We start from the raw sequence: 17598 nt of genomic DNA on the forward strand, positions 1-17598 counted from the left end.
GGTATGGCGAAGCGTGCTCTAGCGCACCAAACCTCACGCCTCAAGCCTCAGCGGCGCAAGCCGCCCACCCAGCTGACGGGCGTCATCTTTGGCGTCGCGAATTTCGACCCCACCACGGCGCCATGCTCTGCTAGCAGCTCGTCGAAGCCCGCTTCGAGCAGCGTCAGGAGCGTCTCCGGTGGGTTGGCCCCCAGCCACTTCCGCGCGAGTCCCGCGGCGTGCTCGTCGAAGCCCTTCTGGCTCGGGCCGTGGGCGTAGCAGCGGCCCTCGTGGCGCCGCAGGTCGCCGTCCATCGCCGGGCCGATATGCCACAGCTCGTGGACGACCGTCGTCAGCCGCTCCTCGAACGGATGATCGAAGAACCGCGGCAGGTAGAAGTTGAGCAGATACAGGCACTCACGCCCGCGACGATCGACGACCCGCGGACACTGGTAACGCCGTCCGCGCACCCGCCCGACCTCGGCGCCGTTCTCAAACCGCAGCGGCGTCAGCGACGCCTGCAACCCATGCGTGACGCGCCGGCGCGTCTGCCGATAACCAACCGCAACGCGCGCCATATCGATGTGCCGCAACTCATTGACCCGCCCGCACAAATCGCGGCAGAGCCCCTCCATCGCGGCGGTAAAGTCGAAAGCCATGCGCACTTTCTAACGGATTAACCACGGAGGCACCGAGAGCACTGAGGACGCACTGAGACGATTGGAATGACCAATGACCAATGACCAATGACGAGCTACCGCTCCGACCCTTACTGATACCTGATACCTGCCTACGGATCACTTCATTGGTCATTGGGGCTTGGTCAATGGCTCTTTTCTGACTCTGTGCGTCCTCCGAGCTCTCCGTGCCTCTGTGGTAAACAAAAACGGGCGGCGCTTCGAAGCGCCGCCCGTTCGAGTTGTTTACTTCGTCGCCGAAGATTGGGTCGCGCGGGGATCACTCCGCGGCGGCGGCCTCGGCGGGCTCTTCCGATGAGTCGAACGACGGCTTGGCGGCCTTCTCGACTGTGCGGTCGTTCTTGCCGACGAACTCGATCATCGCTCGCACACCGGCGTCGCCCAAGCGCGGCGTCGCCAGACGCAGCACGCGGGTGTAACCGCCAGGGCGATCGACGTAACGCGGCGCGACCTCTTCGAAGAGGATGCTGACGGCGTTCTTGTCGCCCAGCAGCTGCAGGCAACGGCGACGGGCGGCCACGGCCGGCGAGATGGCCGCGTTCCACTTGACCCACTGGTCGCTCTCACGCCATTTCTTCCAGGCGTCGGTGCCACGCTCGGCCGACGGGCCAAACTCCTCGGCGGCGCTGGTGGCGGCCAGCGACTTCTTGGCGATCGTCACGCACTTCTCCACGAGCGGGCGGACTTCCTTCGCCTTGTGGATCGTCGTGATGATGCGGCCCTTCACCTTCGGCGCCGACTCGAGGTCGAGGAAGCGCAGGTCGTCCGGGTCGCGCTCCGTGAGGATCAGCGCGCTGGCGAGGTTGCGGAGCAACGCCCGCTGATGGTTCGGGTTACGGCCGAGCTTACGGCCTCGCTTGCGGTGACGCATGGTAGCTTAAAGCTGTTAGACGTGAGCGGTTAGCTATTAGTAGCTGTTGGTCGTTTGCGGTTGGCATTAAGCGACGGCGGCCAACGGCTAGCTAACAGCTAACAGCTAACCGCTAAATGCTCAGATACCTACCGGCGAGCCGACACGCATGCCGAGGTGCATCCCCAGGGCGCGGAGACGCTCTTGCACTTCCGTGAGAGTCGTCTCACCGAAATTGCGGACCTCAAGCAACTGGTCCTCGGTGCGGGTGACCAGCTCACGGACGGTGAGGATGTTCTCCGACTCCAGGCAGTTGCTAGCGCGGACGCTGAGGTTGAGCTCGGCGATCGGCATGTTGAGCTTGGCCTCGGTCGTCGGATCGACGCCGCCCGACGACACGACGCGGGCCGGCGAACGCACCTGCGGGCCCAGCTCCGAGTACTGCACGAACGGGTTGAGGTGCTTGCGAAGAATCTTCGCCGACTCGACCATCGCCATCTCGGGGCCGACCGATCCGTCGGTCCAGATCTCCATCGTGAGCTTGTCGTAGTTGGTCTTTTGACCGACGCGGGTCTCTTCGACCTCGTAGCGGACGCGCGTCACCGGGCTGAAGATCGCGTCGACCGGGATGATCCCGATCTCTTGCACGCCGGCGCTGTGCTCGCTGGCCGGGACGTAGCCGCGGCCGTTCTCGATCACCATCTCCATGACGAACGGCACGTTGTCCGTCAGCGTCGCCAGGACGTGGTGCCTGTTGATGATCTCGACCGACTCGTCGGTCTCGATGTCGCCCGCGACGATGTCGCCGGCCGTGTTTCGCTCGACGCGGAGCACCTTGGTCGAGTCGATGTGGTTCTTCACCACCAACGACTTGACGTTCAACACGATGTCGGTGACGTCCTGAAGAACGCCCGGGATCGTGGTGAACTCGTGCTGCGCGTTGTGCAGTTTGATCTGCGTGACGGCGCTCCCCTCGAGGCTCGAGAGCAGCACGCGCCGCAGGCTGTTGCCGACCGTAGCGCCAAAGCCGCGGTGGAACGGCTCGGCGACAAACTTGCCGTAGGTGCTGGACAGCGTCTCCTGCTCGCACGTCACCATGCTCGGCAGTTCGAGTCCACGCCAACGAATGTGCATCGGGGTCTCCTTCGGAGGCTGTCGGCTGTCAGCCGTCGGCTATCGGCCGGCCCTGTGTCGGGCCAGCTCGGTGTCTTTCTTTGTTCGGGTCTTAACTCGCTATCTCGCTGATCAAGCCGACAGCCGCCGCACTGGGCAAGTGACTGACAGCCGACAGCCGCTCGGCGTTAGCGCGAGCACAACTCGATGATGAGCTGCATATCGACGGGGATCGACACGTCCTCGATGCTCGGCAGGCGACCGACGATTCCTTCGGGGACTTGGCTCTCGGTGATCGACAGGTAGTCGGGGACCTGCTTGTTGTTGTCGGCCTGGGCGGCGCGGACGATGTCGAGGCTCTCGGCGCGGTTCTTGACGCGGATCACGTCGCCGGCGCGGACCAGGGCGCTGGGGATCGTGCACTTGCGGCCGTTGACCGTGATGTGCCCGTGCGAGATCAACTGGCGGGCCTGCGGGCGGCTGAGGCCGAAACCGAGGCGGTGCACCACGTTGTCGAGGCGACGCTCGAGCAGACCCAGCAAGGCGGCGCCGGTGTTGCCCTTGGTGCGTTCGGCCTTCTCGAAATACAAACGGAACTGCTTCTCGAGCACGCCGTAATAGTGTTTGACCTTCTGCTTCTCACGCAGCTGCGTGCCGTAGGCGGTCATCTTGCCGCGGCGTGGGGGCTGCTGGCCCGGGGGCCCTTCGCGACGCTCGAAGGCGCACTTCGTGGTGTCACAGCGCGTGCCCTTGAGGAAGAGCTTCGCGCCGTCGCGGCGGCAGAGACGACAGACAGGACCGGTGTAGCGAGCCATTGACGGTATCAGGCTTCAGGAGTCAGTGAGCCGCGTCGTCCCCGACCGCGGCAAATAATTGATCGAAACGAAATGGACTAAACGCGGCGCTTCTTACGCGGACGGCAGCCGTTGTGCGGCAGCGGTGTGATGTCCTCGATCGACTTGACCTTGAGGCCGGCGGCCTCCAGGGCGGTGATGGCGCTCTCGCGGCCGGAGCCGGGCCCCTTCACCTTCACGTCGATGTCCCGCATGCCGTACTTCTTGGCCTTCTCGGCGGCCTGCTGCGCGGCGCATTGGCCGGCGAACGGGGTCGCCTTGCGGCTTCCCTTGAACCCGCTGGTGCCGGAGGTCGCCCAGCAGAGCGTGTCGCCCTTAGGGTCGGTGATCGTGACGGTCGTGTTGTTGAACGTCGCGTTGATATAGGCGACGCCGACCGCGATGTTGCGCTTGGTGCGGCGGGCCTTATCGGCCGGCTTGGCAGTGGATTTCGCCACGGCGGGGTCTCGGTTGGTTGAAAGCGATTGATTGAGTGTTGGTTACGCGCCCGGACCCTCGATGGAGCCCAGGCTGTGACGCCCGACGATCAGCGGAGGTCCTTGACGCCCTTCTTGCCGGCGACGGTCTTCTTCGGACCCTTGCGGGTGCGGGCGTTGGTCTTGGTGCGCTGGCCGCGGACCGGCAGGCCGCGGCGGTGACGCACGCCGCGATAGCAGGCGATGTCCCGCAGGCGGGCGATGTTTTGCGACACCTGCCGACGGAGCTGACCCTCGACCGTGTAGTCCTTGTCCAACAGAGCGGCGATGCGAGCCGCCTCGTCCTCGGTCATCTCACGGGCGCGGGCCGTCGGATTGACGCCGGCCTTCTCGCACAACTCGCGGGCGACCCGAGGGCCGACGCCATAGAGGTACTGCAACGAGATCACCGTCGGACGGTCGCCGGGGATGTCGACACCTTGGAGACGTGGCATTGAGAACGCTCTTCGAAGAAGACTGCTTGGAGGAATCGTTGAATGGGAACTGCTGCTCGACAGACTTTGCCGGCCTGGGTGGGTTGCAACCGCCCGGCCAGCCATCCCGCCCAGGCGGGTCGCAACCGCCGGGCAGAAACACGTCAGCCTTGCCGCTGCTTGTGACGCGGGTTTTCGCAAACGACACGGATCACGCCGCGACGCTTCACGACCTTGCACTTGGCGCAGATCCGTTTAACGCTGGCTCGGACTTTCATCGGTATCTCGCTTGTGGCCGCGTAGGGCGACCGCCGGTGGGCGACACGTGGCGGCCCCGCTGAAGCAGCCGGGACCGTAGGCGCGTCGCTTGTTTTCTGGAGTTGTTCCCCCGCGGCGCCCTATCGGGGCCCGGGAAACGTAGAGAATCGAGGATAATAGGGGATGGCGCTAGGGTTGTTCAACCCCTCTTGTCAAGGTTTCTGTCTCGGCAAGCGGGTCGGTTGGGTAAAGCGGGGCGACGGGCGGGGTTGCGCTGCGGACCGGGGGCTGCCGCCACCCGGCTAAGACCCAAAAGTTGGATCACGCAACCGAGACGCCTCAGCCGCGGGCGGAAGCCCCCGGCCGAACCACCAGGACGGTCCCCGCCTCAATCCTCCAACAACTCCAACTCGTCGTCCGCCGGCGCTTCGGTGAGCCGCTTAGGCCCGTCCCTGGTGATCGCGATCGTGTGCTCGAAATGGGCGCTCGGCTTCCCGTCGATCGTGACCTGGGTCCAGTGGTCGCGGAGCATCTTCACCTGCTTGCTCCCCATGTTCACCATCGGCTCCACGGCGATCACCAGCCCCGGCTCGATCCGGAAATCGCCCCGCCCGCGGAGCGAGCGGCTCACGAAGTTCGGCACCTGCGGGTCCTCGTGCATCTTGCGGCCGATGCCGTGACCCACGAAGTTCTCGACCGACGAGAAGCCGTGGTCTTTGACGTACCGCTCCATCGTCGAGGCGACCTGGCTCCAGCGCGTCTTCACGCAAAGCAGGTCGAACGCCAGGTCGAGGACCGCCTGCGTGCAGTCGAGCAACCGCTGCACGTCGGGAGCGACCTCGCCCACCTTGTAGGTGTAGGCCGCGTCGCCGCACCAGCCGCCGATCCGCACGCCCGTGTCGAGGCTGAGGATGTCCCCCTCTTTGAGCGGAACGTCGTCCGGGATGCCGTGGACGACCGCGTCGTTCTTCGACATGCAGGTGACAGCCGGGAAGGCGGGCTTCCCTTCGTCGTGGTTGGGGTAGTTGAGGAACAGCGGCGTGCCGCCCCGGCTCTTGAAATACGCGGCGATGGCGGCGTCGATCTCGCGCGTCGTGGCGCCGGGCCGGACCATCTCCGTGGCGATCTGGTGGGCTTTCCACACGGCCAAGCCCGACCGGCGCATCAACCGGATTTCGCGTTCGGACTTGAGCTGGATCACCGCGCTGGCCGCTGCTTGCTGCTTTGAAGGTGGATTGACTGGTTGGCGTTGCTCGGCGTCGGCACGACGCGACTCACGGCAAGCGTTCAAAAAGGCGAGCCTAACGCTTCGCCGCTTTGGCCCGGATGTCATCGAGCGCGTCGCAGACCCGCTTGAAGACCTCGTCGGGCGTGCCGACCGCATCGACGCACCGCAGCACGCCTCGGTTATCGTAATACTCCGCCAGCGGCGCCGTCAGGACCGCGTAGTGCCGCAGTCGCTCACGGATGGTCGCCTCGCTGTCGTCCGAGCGGCCGCGGTCGTGGAGCCGGTTGAACAGCTCGTCCTCCGGGACGACGAACTCGATCGCCGCGTCGAGGGGCGCCCCGCAATCGACGAGCAGGTCGTCGAGCGCCTCGGCCTGGCCAAGCGTCCGGGGGAACCCGTCGAACAGGTAGCCTTTGGCGCAGTCGTCCTTGGCGAGCCGGTCGCTGACGATGGCGACAACCATCGCGTCGGGCACAAGGTGGCCCTTGTCGAGATACTTACCGGCCTCCAAGCCGATCGGCTCGTGGCGATCACGGGCTTGGCGAAGCACGTCGCCGGTCGAGAGTTGCTTGACGCCCAGGTGCTCGGCGACGCGGACCGCTTGGGTGCCCTTGCCTGCTCCTGGGGGTCCGATGAAGACAACTCGCATAGTTCCGCGTCCCTCCGCCGGCGGGCCGGCGATCTCTGGCGCCTGATAACAGTCGCCTTCATTTCACGCCGGTGATTCCCCAGCGAGCGCGCGATGAGCGTCCTCGTGCTCCCCAGCAGCCGCCTACTCCAGCAGGCCTTTGTAGTTCCGCATCACCAAGTGGCTATCGATCTTCTGCACCAAGTCGAACGCGACGCTCACCGCGATCAGCAGGCTCGTGCCGCCGTAGAACATCGCGATGCCCCAAGGCACGTTGAGCCCCGTGACGATCAGCGACGGGATGATCGCGATCAACGCCAGGAAGCCGGCGCCGACGTAGGTGATCCGGAACATCACCTTCTCGAGGTAGTCCGCCGTCCGCTTACCCGGACGGTAGCCCGGGATGAAGGAACCGAAATTCTTCAGGTTCTCCGACATGTCCTTCGGGTTGAAGGTGATGGCGGTCCAGAAGTAACAGAAGAAGTAAATCAGCACGAGGAACAGCAGGTTGTAGAAGAACGACTGCTGGTTGAACGCCCCGGCGAGACCCGAGAAGAGCGACTTCCAGAAACCGTCGTCCCAGCCCTGCACCATCGGGTCGAGTTGCTGGAGGAACAGGCCCGGGAACATCAGCAGGCTGCTCGCGAAGATGATCGGCATGACGCCCGCCTGGTTGACCTTGAGCGGCAGGTAGCTCTTGCCGCCGCCGACGACGCGGCGCCCGCGCTGGTGCTTGGCGCTCTGCATCGTGATGCGTCGTTGGCCGAGCGTGATGAAGACCGTGCCCACCACGACGCCGATGAACATCGCCGCCAGCAGCATCAGTCGCGGGGGGTCGAGCTTCGCCGCATCGCCCAGCGTCAGCGACGAAATCTGGTAGAGCTCCAAGCCGGCGTAAGGCATCTGGGCGAGGATGCCCGCCATGATCAGGAGGCTGATGCCGTTGCCGATGCCGTACTCGTCGATCTGTTCGCCGAGCCACATCAAAAAGATGGTGCCCGCCGTCATGGTAAGGACCGAGACGACCGTCCACCCTAAATACATATTACCGGTCGCGGAGTTCACGAACTCCGCCGACACCAGCCCCTGCGAGTTCGCGAACGACGTCACGAAGAACCAACTCTGGATCAAACAGAGAAAGACCGTCGCGTACCGCGTGTATTCATTGATCTTCTTACGACCCGCTTCGCCCTCCTTCTGGAGGGCTTCCAATGACGGAATCACGCTCCCGAGCAGCTGGAAGATGATCGAGGCGGAGATGTAGGGCATGATGCCCAGGCCGAAGATCGTGATGTCGTTCAGCTTGCTGGCGCTGAGGATCGCCACTTGTTGGAGCATGCCATTAAGGCCGCCCTGAGACTGCTGGAACTGCTGGATCTTCTCGGTATCAACAATCGGCAGGCTGATCTGAAAGCCCACCCGATAGACGCCGAGCAGAAAAAGCGTCAGCAGAATCTTCTTACGAAGCTCGGGGATCTGCCAGACGACGCGGAGCTTCTCGAACATGGGTAAGAACGCAATCCGTTGTGCCTGTGCGGACCGTGACGCGTTGGGCCTCGAAACGTGGAGCCGCCTACAAGCGTCGGGCCGTTGGAAATTATGGGGCGGTTGGCAGCCACGAAGACCGTGTCCCCCGGCAGAGCCGACTCCCTTTTCAGGAGGCCCGCCCCGCTGAGAGAGACTCGCGGCGAACCGGGAGCCTCCACCGAACCTAAGACATTAGGCCGCGGGGCCGTTTCGATGCAAGCCCGCCGGTGCGCAGGCCGCCCTCACGAATCCGGCGGCTACAACTTCAGCAGAGCCAACTCAACTCCAGCCCAACTTAACTGCAACAGAGCCCCTCCGGCCCACTTCATCGAAGCGAGCACCGCAGGACTCACGACTTCTTCGCGGCGGCAGCCGCCTTCTTCTCAGCGCGGATCGCCCGTTGCTTCTCGATCACCGGCTTGGGGCCGGGGACCACTACCATCTCGGCGCCCGCCTTCTCGATCTTCTCAACGGCCGATTTGCTGAAGCGGTGCGCGCTGATCTTGACCTTCTTGGTCAGCTCGCCGTCGCCCAGGACCTTCAGCTCGTCGAAACGCCCCTTGGCGACGTTCTTGGCCACCAGGGCCTCGATCGTCACCTCGGCGCCAGCGTCGAACGCCGCGTCGATCTCGCCCAAATTGACCACGACGACCGTCTTGGCCCACTTGTTGTTAAAGCCGCGCTTCGGGATGCGCTGCCAGATGCGGGTCTGACCGCCGGCGAACATCGCGTGCGGCTTCGAGCCCGCGCGCTGACCGGCGCCATTGCGGCCGCGACCGGCGAGCTTGCCGTGGCCGGAACCCGGGCCACGACCGATACGCTTGCGGGCGCGATTCTTGGTAATACCGCGGTGGACTTCGTTCAGAATCATGACAACGTAACTCCCCGGAGCCGCTCGATGTCGGCCTTCGTACGGAGCTTCTTAAGGGCTTCGATCGTCGCCTTAACGAGCGGGACCGGATTATTCGAGCCGAAGCTCTTGGTAAGAATGTCGTGGATGCCGGCCGACTCGCAGACGGCCTTCACCGCGGCGCCGGCGATCACACCCGTACCTTCGGAGGCCGGCACGAGGATCACCTCGGCGCCGCCATAGGTGCCCTTCACCGTGTGCGGGATCGTCGAGCCCTGCATCGGGACGGCGATCATGTTCCGCATCGCGGCCTTGCGGGCCTTCTCGACGCTGGGCGGGACTTCGTTGGCCTTGCCGTAGCCGTGGCCGACCTTGCCCTTGTTGTCACCGACCACCACGAGCGCGGCGAAGCTGAAGCGGCGGCCGCCCTTCACGACGGCGCTGCAGCGCTTGATCTTCACCACGTTCTCGGACAGTTCGCCCTGCTGGCGTTCGGTCTTTTCGCGTCGTTCGCGGGCCATGGGGAGAGGCTAGATGCTAGAGGTAAGGGGCTAGACCTGAAGGCTAGCCGGCATGTTGCGTTGGATCAGAACTCGAGACCGGCTTCGCGGGCCGCGTCCGCCAGGGCCGCGACGCGGCCGTGGTACTTGTAAGGGCCGCGGTCGAAGCAGACCGCTTTGAAGCCAGCGGCGGTCGCCTTCTCGGCGATCGCTTTGCCCACGGCGGCGGCGGCGTCGGCGTTGCCGCCGTACTTCACCGTACTGCCCAGCTGCTTGTCCTGCGTCGAAACGGCGGCCAGGGTCTTGCCGGCATCGTCGTCGACCAACTGCACCGCGATGTTACGCAGCGTGCGGGTGACGCAGAGACGCGGCCGCTCTGCCGTTCCGAGGAGGCGCTTGCGGACACGGAACTTGCGTCGCGTGCGCTGTTTGTTGAGGGCTTTTTGCTTGTCCATGGTATCGATCGGATCGTTGGCGATCGGATGGTTTTGTATTTTGGCGCCGCGTGGCCGCGAGCGGATTGTCGCTTAGCAGGGTGACGGACGTTACTTCGCTGCCTTACCGGCCTTACGACGGACCTGCTCGCCTTCGTAGCGGATGCCCTTGCCCTTGTAAGGCTCCGGCTTACGCACCGCACGGACTTCGGCGGCGAACTGGCCGACACGCTGCTTATCCAGCCCCTTGATGACAATGTGGGTCTGGTCCGGGCAAGTGACTTGTAAGTCGCCGGGAATCTTCTTCTGAATCTCGTTGGCGAAGCCGACGCGGAGCTGGAGCGTGTCACCCGAGATAGCGCCGAGGTAGCCGACGCCCTGGATCTCGAGCTTCTTCTCGTAGCCCTGCGAAACGCCGACCACCATGTTCGCGAGCAGCGCGCGGGTCAGGCCGTGGAAGGCCCGGTCGGCGCGGTCTTCGCCGCCACGCGTCACGACGATCTCATTGTCCTCAACGGCGATCGACACCTCGGGGCGATGCTGATAGGTCAGCTTGCCGAGTTTGCCTTCGACGGTGATGGTGCGGTCATTGGCAACGTCGATTTTGACGCCACTGGGGATCGCAACAGGTTTCTTGCCGAGTCGGGACATTGCTTAAGAGCTGTCAGCGGTCAGCTGTCAGCGGTCAGCTCAAGGATGGAATCGTGTATCTAATAAGGCTGAAAGCCGATGGCTGACAGCTAAACGCTACCTTCTTACCACAGTTCGCAGAGCACTTCGCCACCCAGGTTCTTCTGACGCGCTTCGCGGTCGCTCAGGACGCCGCGGCTAGTGCTAACGATCGAGATCCCTAGGCCGTTGAGCACCGGACGCAAACCCTTCGCCTGCTGATAAACGCGGCGACCAGGCTTGCTCACACGGCGGATCGTCTGGATCACACGCTCGCCATTGGGACCGTACTTCAGGTCTAGGCGGAGCTGCTTGACGGGCTGGCCCTCGACCTCCTCCTCGGTCCAGTCCCAGATGTACCCCTCTCGCTTGAGCACTTCGGCTAGGCCGCGCTTCACCTTAGAGATCGGCATTTGCACGGCGGAACGCTCGACGCGTACCGCGTTGCGGATGCGGGTGAGCATGTCAGCGATCGGGTCGGTCAACATCGCGGGAGGGACTCCTCAGGGGGCCGGCGGACGGCGCCGCGAAGAAAACATCGGGGTGAATTGGATACGTAAAACTCGCAGCTTCGCTCGACGATCTAATCTCTAGCCGTCGAACAATCGGTTACCAGCTCGCCTTGCGAACGCCTGGGATCAATCCCCGGTCGGCCAACTTGCGGAAGCAAATCCGGCAAATGCCAAACTTGCGGTACACAGCGCGAGGGCGTCCGCAAAGCTTGCAACGGCACTCACGCCGTGTGCTGAACTTCGGCTTCCTCTCGGCTTTGGCGATCTTCGACTTGCTTGCCATACTGGGCCGGCTAGTGGGTTGGGCGTCTGCGACGCCAAGGTTCTTCAGTTGGATTGAAATCAAGGCCGCTTATCGCGCCTCGGCTTGCCACTCGATGCTCAGTTGTTCTCTTCGCGCTGGAACGGGAAGCCGAGCATCTCCAGCATCAGCCGGGCCTCGTCGTCCGTCGCACCACGGGTGCAGATCGCGATGTTCATGCCCTGCGGGCGGGTGTACTTGTCGGGGTTGAGCTCTGGGAACACCAGCTGCTCGGTGAGGCCGAGACTGTAGTTCCCCTGCCCATCGAACGCCTTCTTCTTCACGCCACGGAAGTCGCGGACCCGCGGCAGAGCGATCGAGATCAGGCGGTCGAGGAACTCGTACATCCGCACACCGCGGAGCGTCACCTTGGCGCCGATCGCCATCCCTTCGCGGAGGCGGAAACCCGCCACTGACTTTCGAGCCTTGCAGACCATCGCCTTCTGACCGGTGATGTCCGCCAGAGCCGACGTCGCTTCCTCGATGTGCTTCTTGTCGCTGATGGCCGAACCGACGCCCATGCTGACGACGATCTTATCCAGACGCGGCAGCGACAAGCGATTCTCCCGTCCGAGCTGCTCTTTGAGCTGCGGCAGGACTTCGCTCTCGTAGCGGTCTTTGAGACGGGCGGTGGCGATCATCTTCGTTCTGCTTGGCTAGCCGGGAAACTTCCGGCGGCTGGACGTGGCTTGTTCTTGCTGACTTCTTGGTTCTGCTGACTGCCTGGCGTGAGCACCAGGCTGTGCTCACTCAGATCGGGCTCACTTCTTGGCGGCGACTGGCTTCTTGGCGTAGGCGGCCTTCGGCGGGGCGATCTCGCCGGCCGTCGTGTCGCACTTCTTGCAGAAGCGTTCTTTCGCGCCCTCGTCGGTGTAGCGGAGGCCCAGGCGGGCGCGCTTGCCGCAGCTTTCGCAGCAGAACTGCACCTTCGAGATGTCGATCGGCATCTCCTTGCTCAAGCGGCCGCCTTGCGGGTGCTTCTGGCTCCGCTTGACGTGCTTGAACACCTTATTGACGCCCTCGACGAGCGCCTTGCCGGCTTCACGGTCGACCTTGATCACCTTGCCACGAACGCCCTTGGAGGCGCCGGCAAGCACTTCGACGGTGTCACCTGTTTTAATAAGCATGGTTGCTTTCCGCTGATTTAACCCCCGGTCAACGAACGGGGGTTAACCTCATGTTGGGTCAAACGACTTCGTTTGCGAGGCTGACGATCTTCATGAACTTGCGGTCGCGGAGCTCGCGGGCCACAGCGCCGAAGATCCGCGTGCCACGCGGGTTGTTATCTTTGTCGATCAAGACGATCGCGTTGGTGTCGAAGCGGACGTAGCTGCCGTCGGTGCGGCGCGTCGGCGCCTTTGTCCGGACGATCACGCCACGGACAACCGCCTTCTTCTTCACTTCACTGCCGGGAATGACGCTCTTAACGCTGCAGACGATGACGTCGCCCAAGCCCGCGAAGCGGCGTCGGCTGCCGCCGAGCACCTTCACGCACATCACTTCCTTGGCGCCGGTATTGTCCGCGACGTTCAGCCGCGACTGCATCTGGATCATCGTGACTTCTCGTTTACCGCGTTGTCCGCTCGGTGGATCGTCGGGGCGAGCGACTCACAAAGAGCGCTACCAACGACGGGAATCGTTCCGCTTTCAACCCTCGGCGCCGGATTGCTGGCTATCAGCCGCCTGCTGCCCCTCGGCACCCGAAGACGCTTCGGCAGCGAGCTGAGCCTTCTGCGCCGCACGCAGCGCGACGAGGTCCACCGCTTGGTTCTTGGCGACCACTCGCACCAGCTCCCAGCGCTTCAGCTTCGACTTCGGCGGGCACTCGATAATCTCGACGGTGTCCCCCTCGCCCGACTCGTTCTGCTCGTCGTGGACGTGGCAGACCGTGCGCCGGTGGATGAACTTGCCGTACTTCGGGTGCTTCACCAAACGATCGATCTCCACGCGACGGGTCTTGCTGGCCCGGTCGCTGGTGACGACGCCGATGACTTGCTTCTTGGGCATGGTTGGAGCTGCTAGCTATGGTTAGCTGTTACTAGGCCGCGACTACTTAGCTGCGGCGGCCTTTTCTCGCTGAGTCTGGAGCGTCTTGCAACGCGCGATCAACCGACGGTTGCGGCGAATCTCGCTCGGGCTGTCAAGCTTCTCCGTCTGCGACTGAATACGCAGGCGGAAGAGCTTGTCGGCCGCTTCCTCAACCGTGAGGGCGAGCTGCTCGTCGCTCATCTCACGAAGTTCGTTGGCTTTGGTCATGTTTTGGCTGTCGGCTATCAGCTGCCGGCTGTTGGCCGGCACGGGACTTTTGGCTGTCGACTGGTCTTGCCGTCGGCCGATAGCCGATGGCTAACAGCCGACCGCCATTGGTCAGATTGCTTCGCGACGGACCATCCGGACGCGGACGGGCATCTTGTGAGCCAAGCGGGCAAAGCAAATCTTCGCCGCCGCCTCCGAAATGCCGGCCACTTCGTACAGCACCGTGCCCGGCTTCACCACCGCCGCCCAGAAATCCGGTTCACCCTTACCCTTACCCATACGGGTTTCGAGCGGGATCGACGTTACCGACTTGTCCGGGAAGATGCGGATGTAAAGGCGTCCCTCGCCACGCACATACTGCTGCGCCGCGATACGACCGGCCTCGATTGTCTGGGCGCTGATCCAGCCACCCTCGACAGCCTGCAAGCCGAATTCGCCATAGATCACGCGATTGCCGCGTGTGGCGTTACCTTTTATACGCCCTCTTTGGCTTTTTCGGTGCTTGACCCTCTTGGGCATCAGCGCCATTGTTCTGGTCCTCGTATTCGCCTTGGTTGATCCACACCTGAATGCCGATGTGGCCTTGCGGGGTCATCGCCTCAACAAAACCGTAGTCGATCTTGGCCCGCAAGGTGCTCAAGGGCATCGACCCGGCAATCTGCTTCTCGCGACGGGCCATCTCGGCGCCGCCTAGCCGTCCCGCCATCTGGATCTTAATCCCCTTGGCGCCGGCTTCCATGGTCTGCTCGAGCGCCCGCTTCATCGTGCGGCGGAAGGCCGCCCGCTTGGCGAGTTGCTCGGCAATATCTTCCGCAACGAGATGGGCTTCCAACTCGGGGCGGGAGATCTCCTCAATCTTCAAGTTGATGCGGCGGCCCACCAGCGCCTGCAGCTCGTCCTGGAGCTGCTCGACGTGGGAACCCTTGCGACCGATGATCACGCCCGGACGGGCGGCGTGCATGACGACCTTCACCTCGTCACGTGTACGCTCGATCTCGATCGACGGGATGCCGGCCGACTTGTACTTCTTGCTGATGTAGGCGCGAATCTTCTGATCTTCGATCAGCAGGTCGGCGAACTCTTTCTTCGACGCGTACCAACGGCTCTTCCAATCCAGCATGATGCCGGTGCGGAAGCCGATCGGATTAACCTTTTGACCCATTGTTTAAGCGGGAGTCTGAGGGCTTGAAGCCGGAGGAATCGTGTCGTGTGTGCTGTCGATTGCGAGCCGGTGCCGATTACTCGCGTGGCACGCTACTCAACAGCAACTGTGATGTGACTGAATCGCTTGCGGATGATCTTGGCCATACCCCGCGAACCCGCCTGGACTCGCTTGAACATGGGCCCTCCGTCGACTTTGACCTCGACGAGTTTGAGGCCTGCGCGGTTGGGCGCGCCCCGATCTTCGGCGTTGGCAAACGCACTCGCAATCACCTTCTCCAACATCCGGGCGCCCCGGTGCGGCTGGTACTTCAGGATCGCCAAGGCGTCATCCACCCGCTTGCCCCGGACCAGGTCCGCCAAGGGGCGAACCTTCTGGGCGCTGATGCGGGCGTGTTTGTGTGTTGCTCGGTAAGCCATAGTCGCTGTTAGCGGTTAGCGGTTAGTCGTTAGGGCTGGTGCTGGCGAATCGCTCAATTAGGCGACTCCTAACCTTTGGCCTCTAACCTCTATCCTTTACTTCTTGCCCTTGCCGCCGTGACCTCGGAAGCTGCGTGTCGGTGAGAACTCGCCGAGCTTGTGACCGACCATGTCCTCGGTGACAAATACCTTCAAGTGCTGCTTGCCGTTGTAGACCATAAACGTGTGGCCGACGAATTCCGGAACGATCGTGCAGGCGCGGGCCCAAGTTGTGATCGGGTCCTTCTTGCCAGCCTCGTTCAGCTTCTCGACCTTGCGGTAGAGCTTCGGGGCGACGAACGGACCTTTTTTAAGCGAACGGCTCATGTGTCTTTTACTTAGCCCCCGGTCATTGTCCGGGGGTTAAATGAACGGAGTGTTACTTCTTCACCAACTTTTGGACGCCGTAGCGGCGGCTCTTGCGACGTCGGACGATCGCAGCGTTCGACGGCTTGCGACGTTGACGCGTCATGCCGCCCTTGGCGCTCTTGCCCGTCGGGCTCACGGGGTGACGTCCACCCTTGGTTCGGCCTTCACCACCACCGTGAGGGTGGTCGATCGGGTTCATCGCGGTGCCGCGGACGTGCGGACGACGCCCCAACCAACGAACACGACCGGCCTTGCCCATGCGGACGGCGCTGTGGTCGGGGTTGCTGGTCGAACCAACGGTCGCCCGGCAGTTCGCGGGAATACGGCGGATCTCACCGCTGGGGAGCGAGATCTGCGCCCAACCCGCTTCGCGTGCCATCAGCGTGGCGCTGGTGCCGGCGGCGCGGCACATGACGCCGCCGCGGCCGGGCCGCATTTCGACGTTATGCACAACGGTCGCCAGAGGAATCTTCGCCAGCGGCAGGCAGTTGCCAACCTTCGCCGGAGCATCCTCGCCCGACATCACCTTATCGCCGGCCGTCAGGCCAACGGGAGCGATGATATAACGCTTCTCGCCGTCCTCGTACTTCAAGAGCGCGATGCGCGCCGAACGATTCGGGTCGTATTGAATCGAATCCACCTCGGCGATCATCCCGTCCTTGTTCCGACGGAAGTCGATCAGACGGTAACGTCGCTTGTGACCACCGCCGCGGTGACGACAGGTGATGACGCCCTGGTTGTTGCGACCACCCGTCTTCTTGATCGGACGCAGCAGCGACTTCTCGGGCTTGGCGCCGCGCGTCAGCTCCTTGAAGTCGCTGACCGACGCATTGCGTCGTCCAGCGGAGGTCGGCTTGTAAACTCGAATGCCCATAATGAAGCGGTTAGCTTTTGTGCGGTTGGCTTTCGCGTCGCGTCTCATTTAACCCCCGGTCATTGACCGGGGGTTAACTATTAAAAGAAATCGATCCGGCTATCGTCGTGCAACGTGACAACAGCCTTCTTCCAGTCGGCGGTCTTGCCCATCCGGAACCGCGTGCGGCGGTACTTGCCCTTGCGGTTCATCGTGGCGACCTTGACGACTTTCACGTCGAACAACTTTTCGATCGCCGTCCGCACGTCGAGCTTCGTCGCCAGTTTGTTCACCTCGAACGAGTAGGCGTTGTTGCGAGTCGATCGGTGCACGCCCTTCTCGGTCACCAAGGGACGCAAGATCACTTGGTGCGGCTCAAGCGTGAGCGACGTCTTTTGCGGGATGTGACGGGGCATCGTAGCTGTTGGCGGTTAGCAGTTGGCTCTTGGCGAGCCAGCGACGTTTGTCGTCAGAATCCGGCCGACGCCGGAGTTCACTCAGCGGCAGCGGCTTCTTTGTTCTTCTTGTGCTTCGCGGCCGCTTCCTTGAGCTGGTCGAGGGCAGCCTTCGTGATCAGCACCCGCTTTGCGGAGAGCAGGTTCAGAGCATTGAGGTCCGAAGCCGGCGAAACTTCCACACGGGGAATGTTGCGAGCACTCTTGTAAATATTGGTGTCGATGCCCGAAGTCGTGATCAAGAGCGAGCTGGAGTCACACCCCAACGCCTTGATAACGGCCGTCATGTCGCGGGTCTTCGGCGTCTCGAAGGCCAGGTCATCGACGATGATCAGCTCATCATCGGCCACCTTCGAAGCGAACGCCATGCGGGTCGCTAGCTGCAAAGCCTTACGGGGCATCCGGTAGCTGTAGTCACGCGGAGCGATAGCCATGATATGACCGCCGCCACGACGCGTACCCGACCGCTTATGGCCGGCGCGAGCGTTGCCCGTACCCTTCTGACGGTAAAGCTTCTTCTTCGAACCCGAGACCTGGCCGCGGGTCTTCGTCTTGTGCGTGCCCTGCCGCTGATTGGCCTGGTACATGACCACGGCGTCGTGCAGAAGCTGCTTATTGATCGACGGAGCGAAATCCTCGGCCTCGACACTATACGTGCCGACCTTGGCGCCCTTGCGATCGTGAATGGTGAGTTTAGGCATGGCAGTGAGTGAGCAGTCGGCAGTGGGCAGTGGACAGGAAGCAAGAAACTGCCC

28 protein-coding genes are annotated in these 17598 nt (G+C 63.1%); all 28 read right to left on the reverse strand.

Annotated features, from left to right (window positions below):
- Positions 1-47: 47 nt before the first annotated feature.
- The 28 genes from Spa11_RS21615 to rplD all read right to left on the reverse strand — a co-directional run bounded on the left by Spa11_RS21615 (position 48) and on the right by rplD (position 17544).
- Positions 48-638 carry a hypothetical protein gene (locus Spa11_RS21615; protein WP_145116674.1) on the reverse strand — a complete coding sequence of 197 codons (591 nt, stop codon included), beginning with the start codon at positions 636-638 and terminating at the stop codon, positions 48-50.
- A 298-nt stretch (positions 639-936) separates the two neighbouring features.
- Complete coding sequence (locus tag Spa11_RS21620; protein WP_145116675.1) at positions 937-1548, reverse strand: bL17 family ribosomal protein; 612 nt, start codon at positions 1546-1548, stop codon at positions 937-939.
- A gap of 120 nt (positions 1549-1668) precedes the next feature.
- Positions 1669-2661 (reverse strand): DNA-directed RNA polymerase subunit alpha, encoded by a 993-nt coding sequence (locus tag Spa11_RS21625; RefSeq protein WP_145116676.1) that lies wholly within the window; start codon positions 2659-2661, stop codon positions 1669-1671.
- 167 nt (positions 2662-2828) lie between these two features.
- Positions 2829-3455: a 30S ribosomal protein S4 gene (gene rpsD, locus Spa11_RS21630; RefSeq protein ID WP_145116677.1), complete on the reverse strand. Its 627-nt coding sequence runs from the start codon at positions 3453-3455 to the stop codon at positions 2829-2831.
- Positions 3456-3532: 77 nt separating this feature from the next.
- Positions 3533-3931 carry a 30S ribosomal protein S11 gene (gene rpsK / locus Spa11_RS21635; RefSeq protein ID WP_145116678.1) on the reverse strand — a complete coding sequence of 133 codons (399 nt, stop codon included), beginning with the start codon at positions 3929-3931 and terminating at the stop codon, positions 3533-3535.
- Positions 3932-4020: 89 nt separating this feature from the next.
- Positions 4021-4404 (reverse strand): 30S ribosomal protein S13, encoded by a 384-nt coding sequence (gene rpsM / locus Spa11_RS21640; RefSeq protein WP_145116679.1) that lies wholly within the window; start codon positions 4402-4404, stop codon positions 4021-4023.
- Between the two features lie 143 nt (positions 4405-4547).
- On the reverse strand, positions 4548-4661 hold the full coding sequence (gene rpmJ, locus Spa11_RS21645; protein WP_145116680.1) for a 50S ribosomal protein L36: 114 nt from the start codon (positions 4659-4661) through the stop codon (positions 4548-4550).
- 368 nt (positions 4662-5029) lie between these two features.
- Complete coding sequence (gene map / locus Spa11_RS21650) at positions 5030-5932, reverse strand: type I methionyl aminopeptidase (RefSeq protein ID WP_231933073.1); 903 nt, start codon at positions 5930-5932, stop codon at positions 5030-5032.
- 10 nt (positions 5933-5942) lie between these two features.
- Positions 5943-6518 carry an adenylate kinase gene (locus tag Spa11_RS21655; RefSeq protein WP_145116681.1) on the reverse strand — a complete coding sequence of 192 codons (576 nt, stop codon included), beginning with the start codon at positions 6516-6518 and terminating at the stop codon, positions 5943-5945.
- Between the two features lie 123 nt (positions 6519-6641).
- On the reverse strand, positions 6642-8003 hold the full coding sequence (gene secY, locus Spa11_RS21660) for a preprotein translocase subunit SecY (protein WP_145116682.1): 1362 nt from the start codon (positions 8001-8003) through the stop codon (positions 6642-6644).
- Between the two features lie 370 nt (positions 8004-8373).
- The gene (gene rplO, locus Spa11_RS21665) at positions 8374-8895 is read right to left on the reverse strand and encodes a 50S ribosomal protein L15 (protein WP_145116683.1); all 522 of its coding nucleotides are present in this window, start codon (positions 8893-8895) and stop codon (positions 8374-8376) included.
- On the reverse strand, positions 8892-9395 hold the full coding sequence (rpsE, locus tag Spa11_RS21670) for a 30S ribosomal protein S5 (protein ID WP_145116684.1): 504 nt from the start codon (positions 9393-9395) through the stop codon (positions 8892-8894). The genes rplO and rpsE overlap by 4 nt, the downstream gene beginning before the upstream one ends.
- Positions 9396-9460: 65 nt before the next feature.
- Positions 9461-9829 carry a 50S ribosomal protein L18 gene (rplR, locus tag Spa11_RS21675; RefSeq protein WP_145116685.1) on the reverse strand — a complete coding sequence of 123 codons (369 nt, stop codon included), beginning with the start codon at positions 9827-9829 and terminating at the stop codon, positions 9461-9463.
- A 90-nt stretch (positions 9830-9919) separates the two neighbouring features.
- Positions 9920-10459: a 50S ribosomal protein L6 gene (gene rplF, locus Spa11_RS21680; RefSeq protein ID WP_145116686.1), complete on the reverse strand. Its 540-nt coding sequence runs from the start codon at positions 10457-10459 to the stop codon at positions 9920-9922.
- Between the two features lie 104 nt (positions 10460-10563).
- Positions 10564-10965 carry a 30S ribosomal protein S8 gene (gene rpsH, locus Spa11_RS21685; protein ID WP_145116687.1) on the reverse strand — a complete coding sequence of 134 codons (402 nt, stop codon included), beginning with the start codon at positions 10963-10965 and terminating at the stop codon, positions 10564-10566.
- A gap of 121 nt (positions 10966-11086) precedes the next feature.
- Positions 11087-11272, reverse strand: a complete 186-nt coding sequence (locus Spa11_RS21690) for a type Z 30S ribosomal protein S14 (protein WP_145116688.1) — start codon at positions 11270-11272, stop codon at positions 11087-11089.
- A 98-nt stretch (positions 11273-11370) separates the two neighbouring features.
- On the reverse strand, positions 11371-11931 hold the full coding sequence (rplE, locus tag Spa11_RS21695; protein WP_145116689.1) for a 50S ribosomal protein L5: 561 nt from the start codon (positions 11929-11931) through the stop codon (positions 11371-11373).
- Positions 11932-12051: 120 nt separating this feature from the next.
- Entirely contained in the window at positions 12052-12417 is a 366-nt protein-coding gene (gene rplX / locus Spa11_RS21700) for a 50S ribosomal protein L24 (RefSeq protein WP_145116690.1), read from the reverse strand.
- 58 nt (positions 12418-12475) lie between these two features.
- Positions 12476-12844 carry a 50S ribosomal protein L14 gene (gene rplN / locus Spa11_RS21705; protein ID WP_145116691.1) on the reverse strand — a complete coding sequence of 123 codons (369 nt, stop codon included), beginning with the start codon at positions 12842-12844 and terminating at the stop codon, positions 12476-12478.
- Between the two features lie 93 nt (positions 12845-12937).
- Positions 12938-13297, reverse strand: a complete 360-nt coding sequence (rpsQ, locus tag Spa11_RS21710) for a 30S ribosomal protein S17 (RefSeq protein WP_145116692.1) — start codon at positions 13295-13297, stop codon at positions 12938-12940.
- A gap of 42 nt (positions 13298-13339) precedes the next feature.
- Positions 13340-13546 carry a 50S ribosomal protein L29 gene (rpmC, locus tag Spa11_RS21715; protein WP_145116693.1) on the reverse strand — a complete coding sequence of 69 codons (207 nt, stop codon included), beginning with the start codon at positions 13544-13546 and terminating at the stop codon, positions 13340-13342.
- A gap of 111 nt (positions 13547-13657) precedes the next feature.
- On the reverse strand, positions 13658-14074 hold the full coding sequence (rplP, locus tag Spa11_RS21720) for a 50S ribosomal protein L16 (RefSeq protein ID WP_145116694.1): 417 nt from the start codon (positions 14072-14074) through the stop codon (positions 13658-13660).
- Complete coding sequence (rpsC, locus tag Spa11_RS21725; protein ID WP_145116695.1) at positions 14013-14708, reverse strand: 30S ribosomal protein S3; 696 nt, start codon at positions 14706-14708, stop codon at positions 14013-14015. Before rpsC ends, rplP begins: the two co-directional genes overlap by 62 nt.
- A 92-nt stretch (positions 14709-14800) precedes the next feature.
- Positions 14801-15127, reverse strand: a complete 327-nt coding sequence (gene rplV, locus Spa11_RS21730; protein WP_145116696.1) for a 50S ribosomal protein L22 — start codon at positions 15125-15127, stop codon at positions 14801-14803.
- A 96-nt stretch (positions 15128-15223) separates the two neighbouring features.
- Complete coding sequence (rpsS, locus tag Spa11_RS21735) at positions 15224-15493, reverse strand: 30S ribosomal protein S19 (RefSeq protein ID WP_145116697.1); 270 nt, start codon at positions 15491-15493, stop codon at positions 15224-15226.
- Between the two features lie 52 nt (positions 15494-15545).
- Positions 15546-16409 carry a 50S ribosomal protein L2 gene (gene rplB / locus Spa11_RS21740; protein ID WP_145116698.1) on the reverse strand — a complete coding sequence of 288 codons (864 nt, stop codon included), beginning with the start codon at positions 16407-16409 and terminating at the stop codon, positions 15546-15548.
- An 80-nt stretch (positions 16410-16489) separates the two neighbouring features.
- Positions 16490-16804 carry a 50S ribosomal protein L23 gene (rplW, locus tag Spa11_RS21745; protein ID WP_145116699.1) on the reverse strand — a complete coding sequence of 105 codons (315 nt, stop codon included), beginning with the start codon at positions 16802-16804 and terminating at the stop codon, positions 16490-16492.
- 77 nt (positions 16805-16881) lie between these two features.
- The gene (gene rplD, locus Spa11_RS21750; RefSeq protein WP_145116700.1) at positions 16882-17544 is read right to left on the reverse strand and encodes a 50S ribosomal protein L4; all 663 of its coding nucleotides are present in this window, start codon (positions 17542-17544) and stop codon (positions 16882-16884) included.
- Positions 17545-17598 lie beyond the last annotated feature (54 nt).

The organism is Botrimarina mediterranea (assembly GCF_007753265.1).
GTDB lineage: Bacteria > Planctomycetota > Planctomycetia > Pirellulales > Lacipirellulaceae > Botrimarina > Botrimarina mediterranea.

Coding starts and splice junctions, on each gene's coding strand:
- Spa11_RS21615 (WP_145116674.1), bottom strand. CDS start 638: ATGGCTTTCGACTTTACCGCCGCGATGGAGGGGCTCTGCCGCGATTTG.
- Spa11_RS21620 (WP_145116675.1), bottom strand. CDS start 1,548: ATGCGTCACCGCAAGCGAGGCCGTAAGCTCGGCCGTAACCCGAACCAT.
- Spa11_RS21625 (WP_145116676.1), bottom strand. CDS start 2,661: ATGCACATTCGTTGGCGTGGACTCGAACTGCCGAGCATGGTGACGTGC.
- rpsD (WP_145116677.1), bottom strand. CDS start 3,455: ATGGCTCGCTACACCGGTCCTGTCTGTCGTCTCTGCCGCCGCGACGGC.
- rpsM (WP_145116679.1), bottom strand. CDS start 4,404: ATGCCACGTCTCCAAGGTGTCGACATCCCCGGCGACCGTCCGACGGTG.
- rpmJ (WP_145116680.1), bottom strand. CDS start 4,661: ATGAAAGTCCGAGCCAGCGTTAAACGGATCTGCGCCAAGTGCAAGGTC.
- Spa11_RS21655 (WP_145116681.1), bottom strand. CDS start 6,518: ATGCGAGTTGTCTTCATCGGACCCCCAGGAGCAGGCAAGGGCACCCAA.
- secY (WP_145116682.1), bottom strand. CDS start 8,003: ATGTTCGAGAAGCTCCGCGTCGTCTGGCAGATCCCCGAGCTTCGTAAG.
- rplO (WP_145116683.1), bottom strand. CDS start 8,895: ATGATTCTGAACGAAGTCCACCGCGGTATTACCAAGAATCGCGCCCGC.
- rpsE (WP_145116684.1), bottom strand. CDS start 9,395: ATGGCCCGCGAACGACGCGAAAAGACCGAACGCCAGCAGGGCGAACTG.
- rplR (WP_145116685.1), bottom strand. CDS start 9,829: ATGGACAAGCAAAAAGCCCTCAACAAACAGCGCACGCGACGCAAGTTC.
- rplF (WP_145116686.1), bottom strand. CDS start 10,459: ATGTCCCGACTCGGCAAGAAACCTGTTGCGATCCCCAGTGGCGTCAAA.
- rpsH (WP_145116687.1), bottom strand. CDS start 10,965: ATGTTGACCGACCCGATCGCTGACATGCTCACCCGCATCCGCAACGCG.
- Spa11_RS21690 (WP_145116688.1), bottom strand. CDS start 11,272: ATGGCAAGCAAGTCGAAGATCGCCAAAGCCGAGAGGAAGCCGAAGTTC.
- rplE (WP_145116689.1), bottom strand. CDS start 11,931: ATGATCGCCACCGCCCGTCTCAAAGACCGCTACGAGAGCGAAGTCCTG.
- rplX (WP_145116690.1), bottom strand. CDS start 12,417: ATGCTTATTAAAACAGGTGACACCGTCGAAGTGCTTGCCGGCGCCTCC.
- rplN (WP_145116691.1), bottom strand. CDS start 12,844: ATGATCCAGATGCAGTCGCGGCTGAACGTCGCGGACAATACCGGCGCC.
- rpsQ (WP_145116692.1), bottom strand. CDS start 13,297: ATGCCCAAGAAGCAAGTCATCGGCGTCGTCACCAGCGACCGGGCCAGC.
- rpmC (WP_145116693.1), bottom strand. CDS start 13,546: ATGACCAAAGCCAACGAACTTCGTGAGATGAGCGACGAGCAGCTCGCC.
- rplP (WP_145116694.1), bottom strand. CDS start 14,074: ATGGCGCTGATGCCCAAGAGGGTCAAGCACCGAAAAAGCCAAAGAGGG.
- rpsC (WP_145116695.1), bottom strand. CDS start 14,708: ATGGGTCAAAAGGTTAATCCGATCGGCTTCCGCACCGGCATCATGCTG.
- rplV (WP_145116696.1), bottom strand. CDS start 15,127: ATGGCTTACCGAGCAACACACAAACACGCCCGCATCAGCGCCCAGAAG.
- rpsS (WP_145116697.1), bottom strand. CDS start 15,493: ATGAGCCGTTCGCTTAAAAAAGGTCCGTTCGTCGCCCCGAAGCTCTAC.
- rplB (WP_145116698.1), bottom strand. CDS start 16,409: ATGGGCATTCGAGTTTACAAGCCGACCTCCGCTGGACGACGCAATGCG.
- rplW (WP_145116699.1), bottom strand. CDS start 16,804: ATGCCCCGTCACATCCCGCAAAAGACGTCGCTCACGCTTGAGCCGCAC.
- rplD (WP_145116700.1), bottom strand. CDS start 17,544: ATGCCTAAACTCACCATTCACGATCGCAAGGGCGCCAAGGTCGGCACG.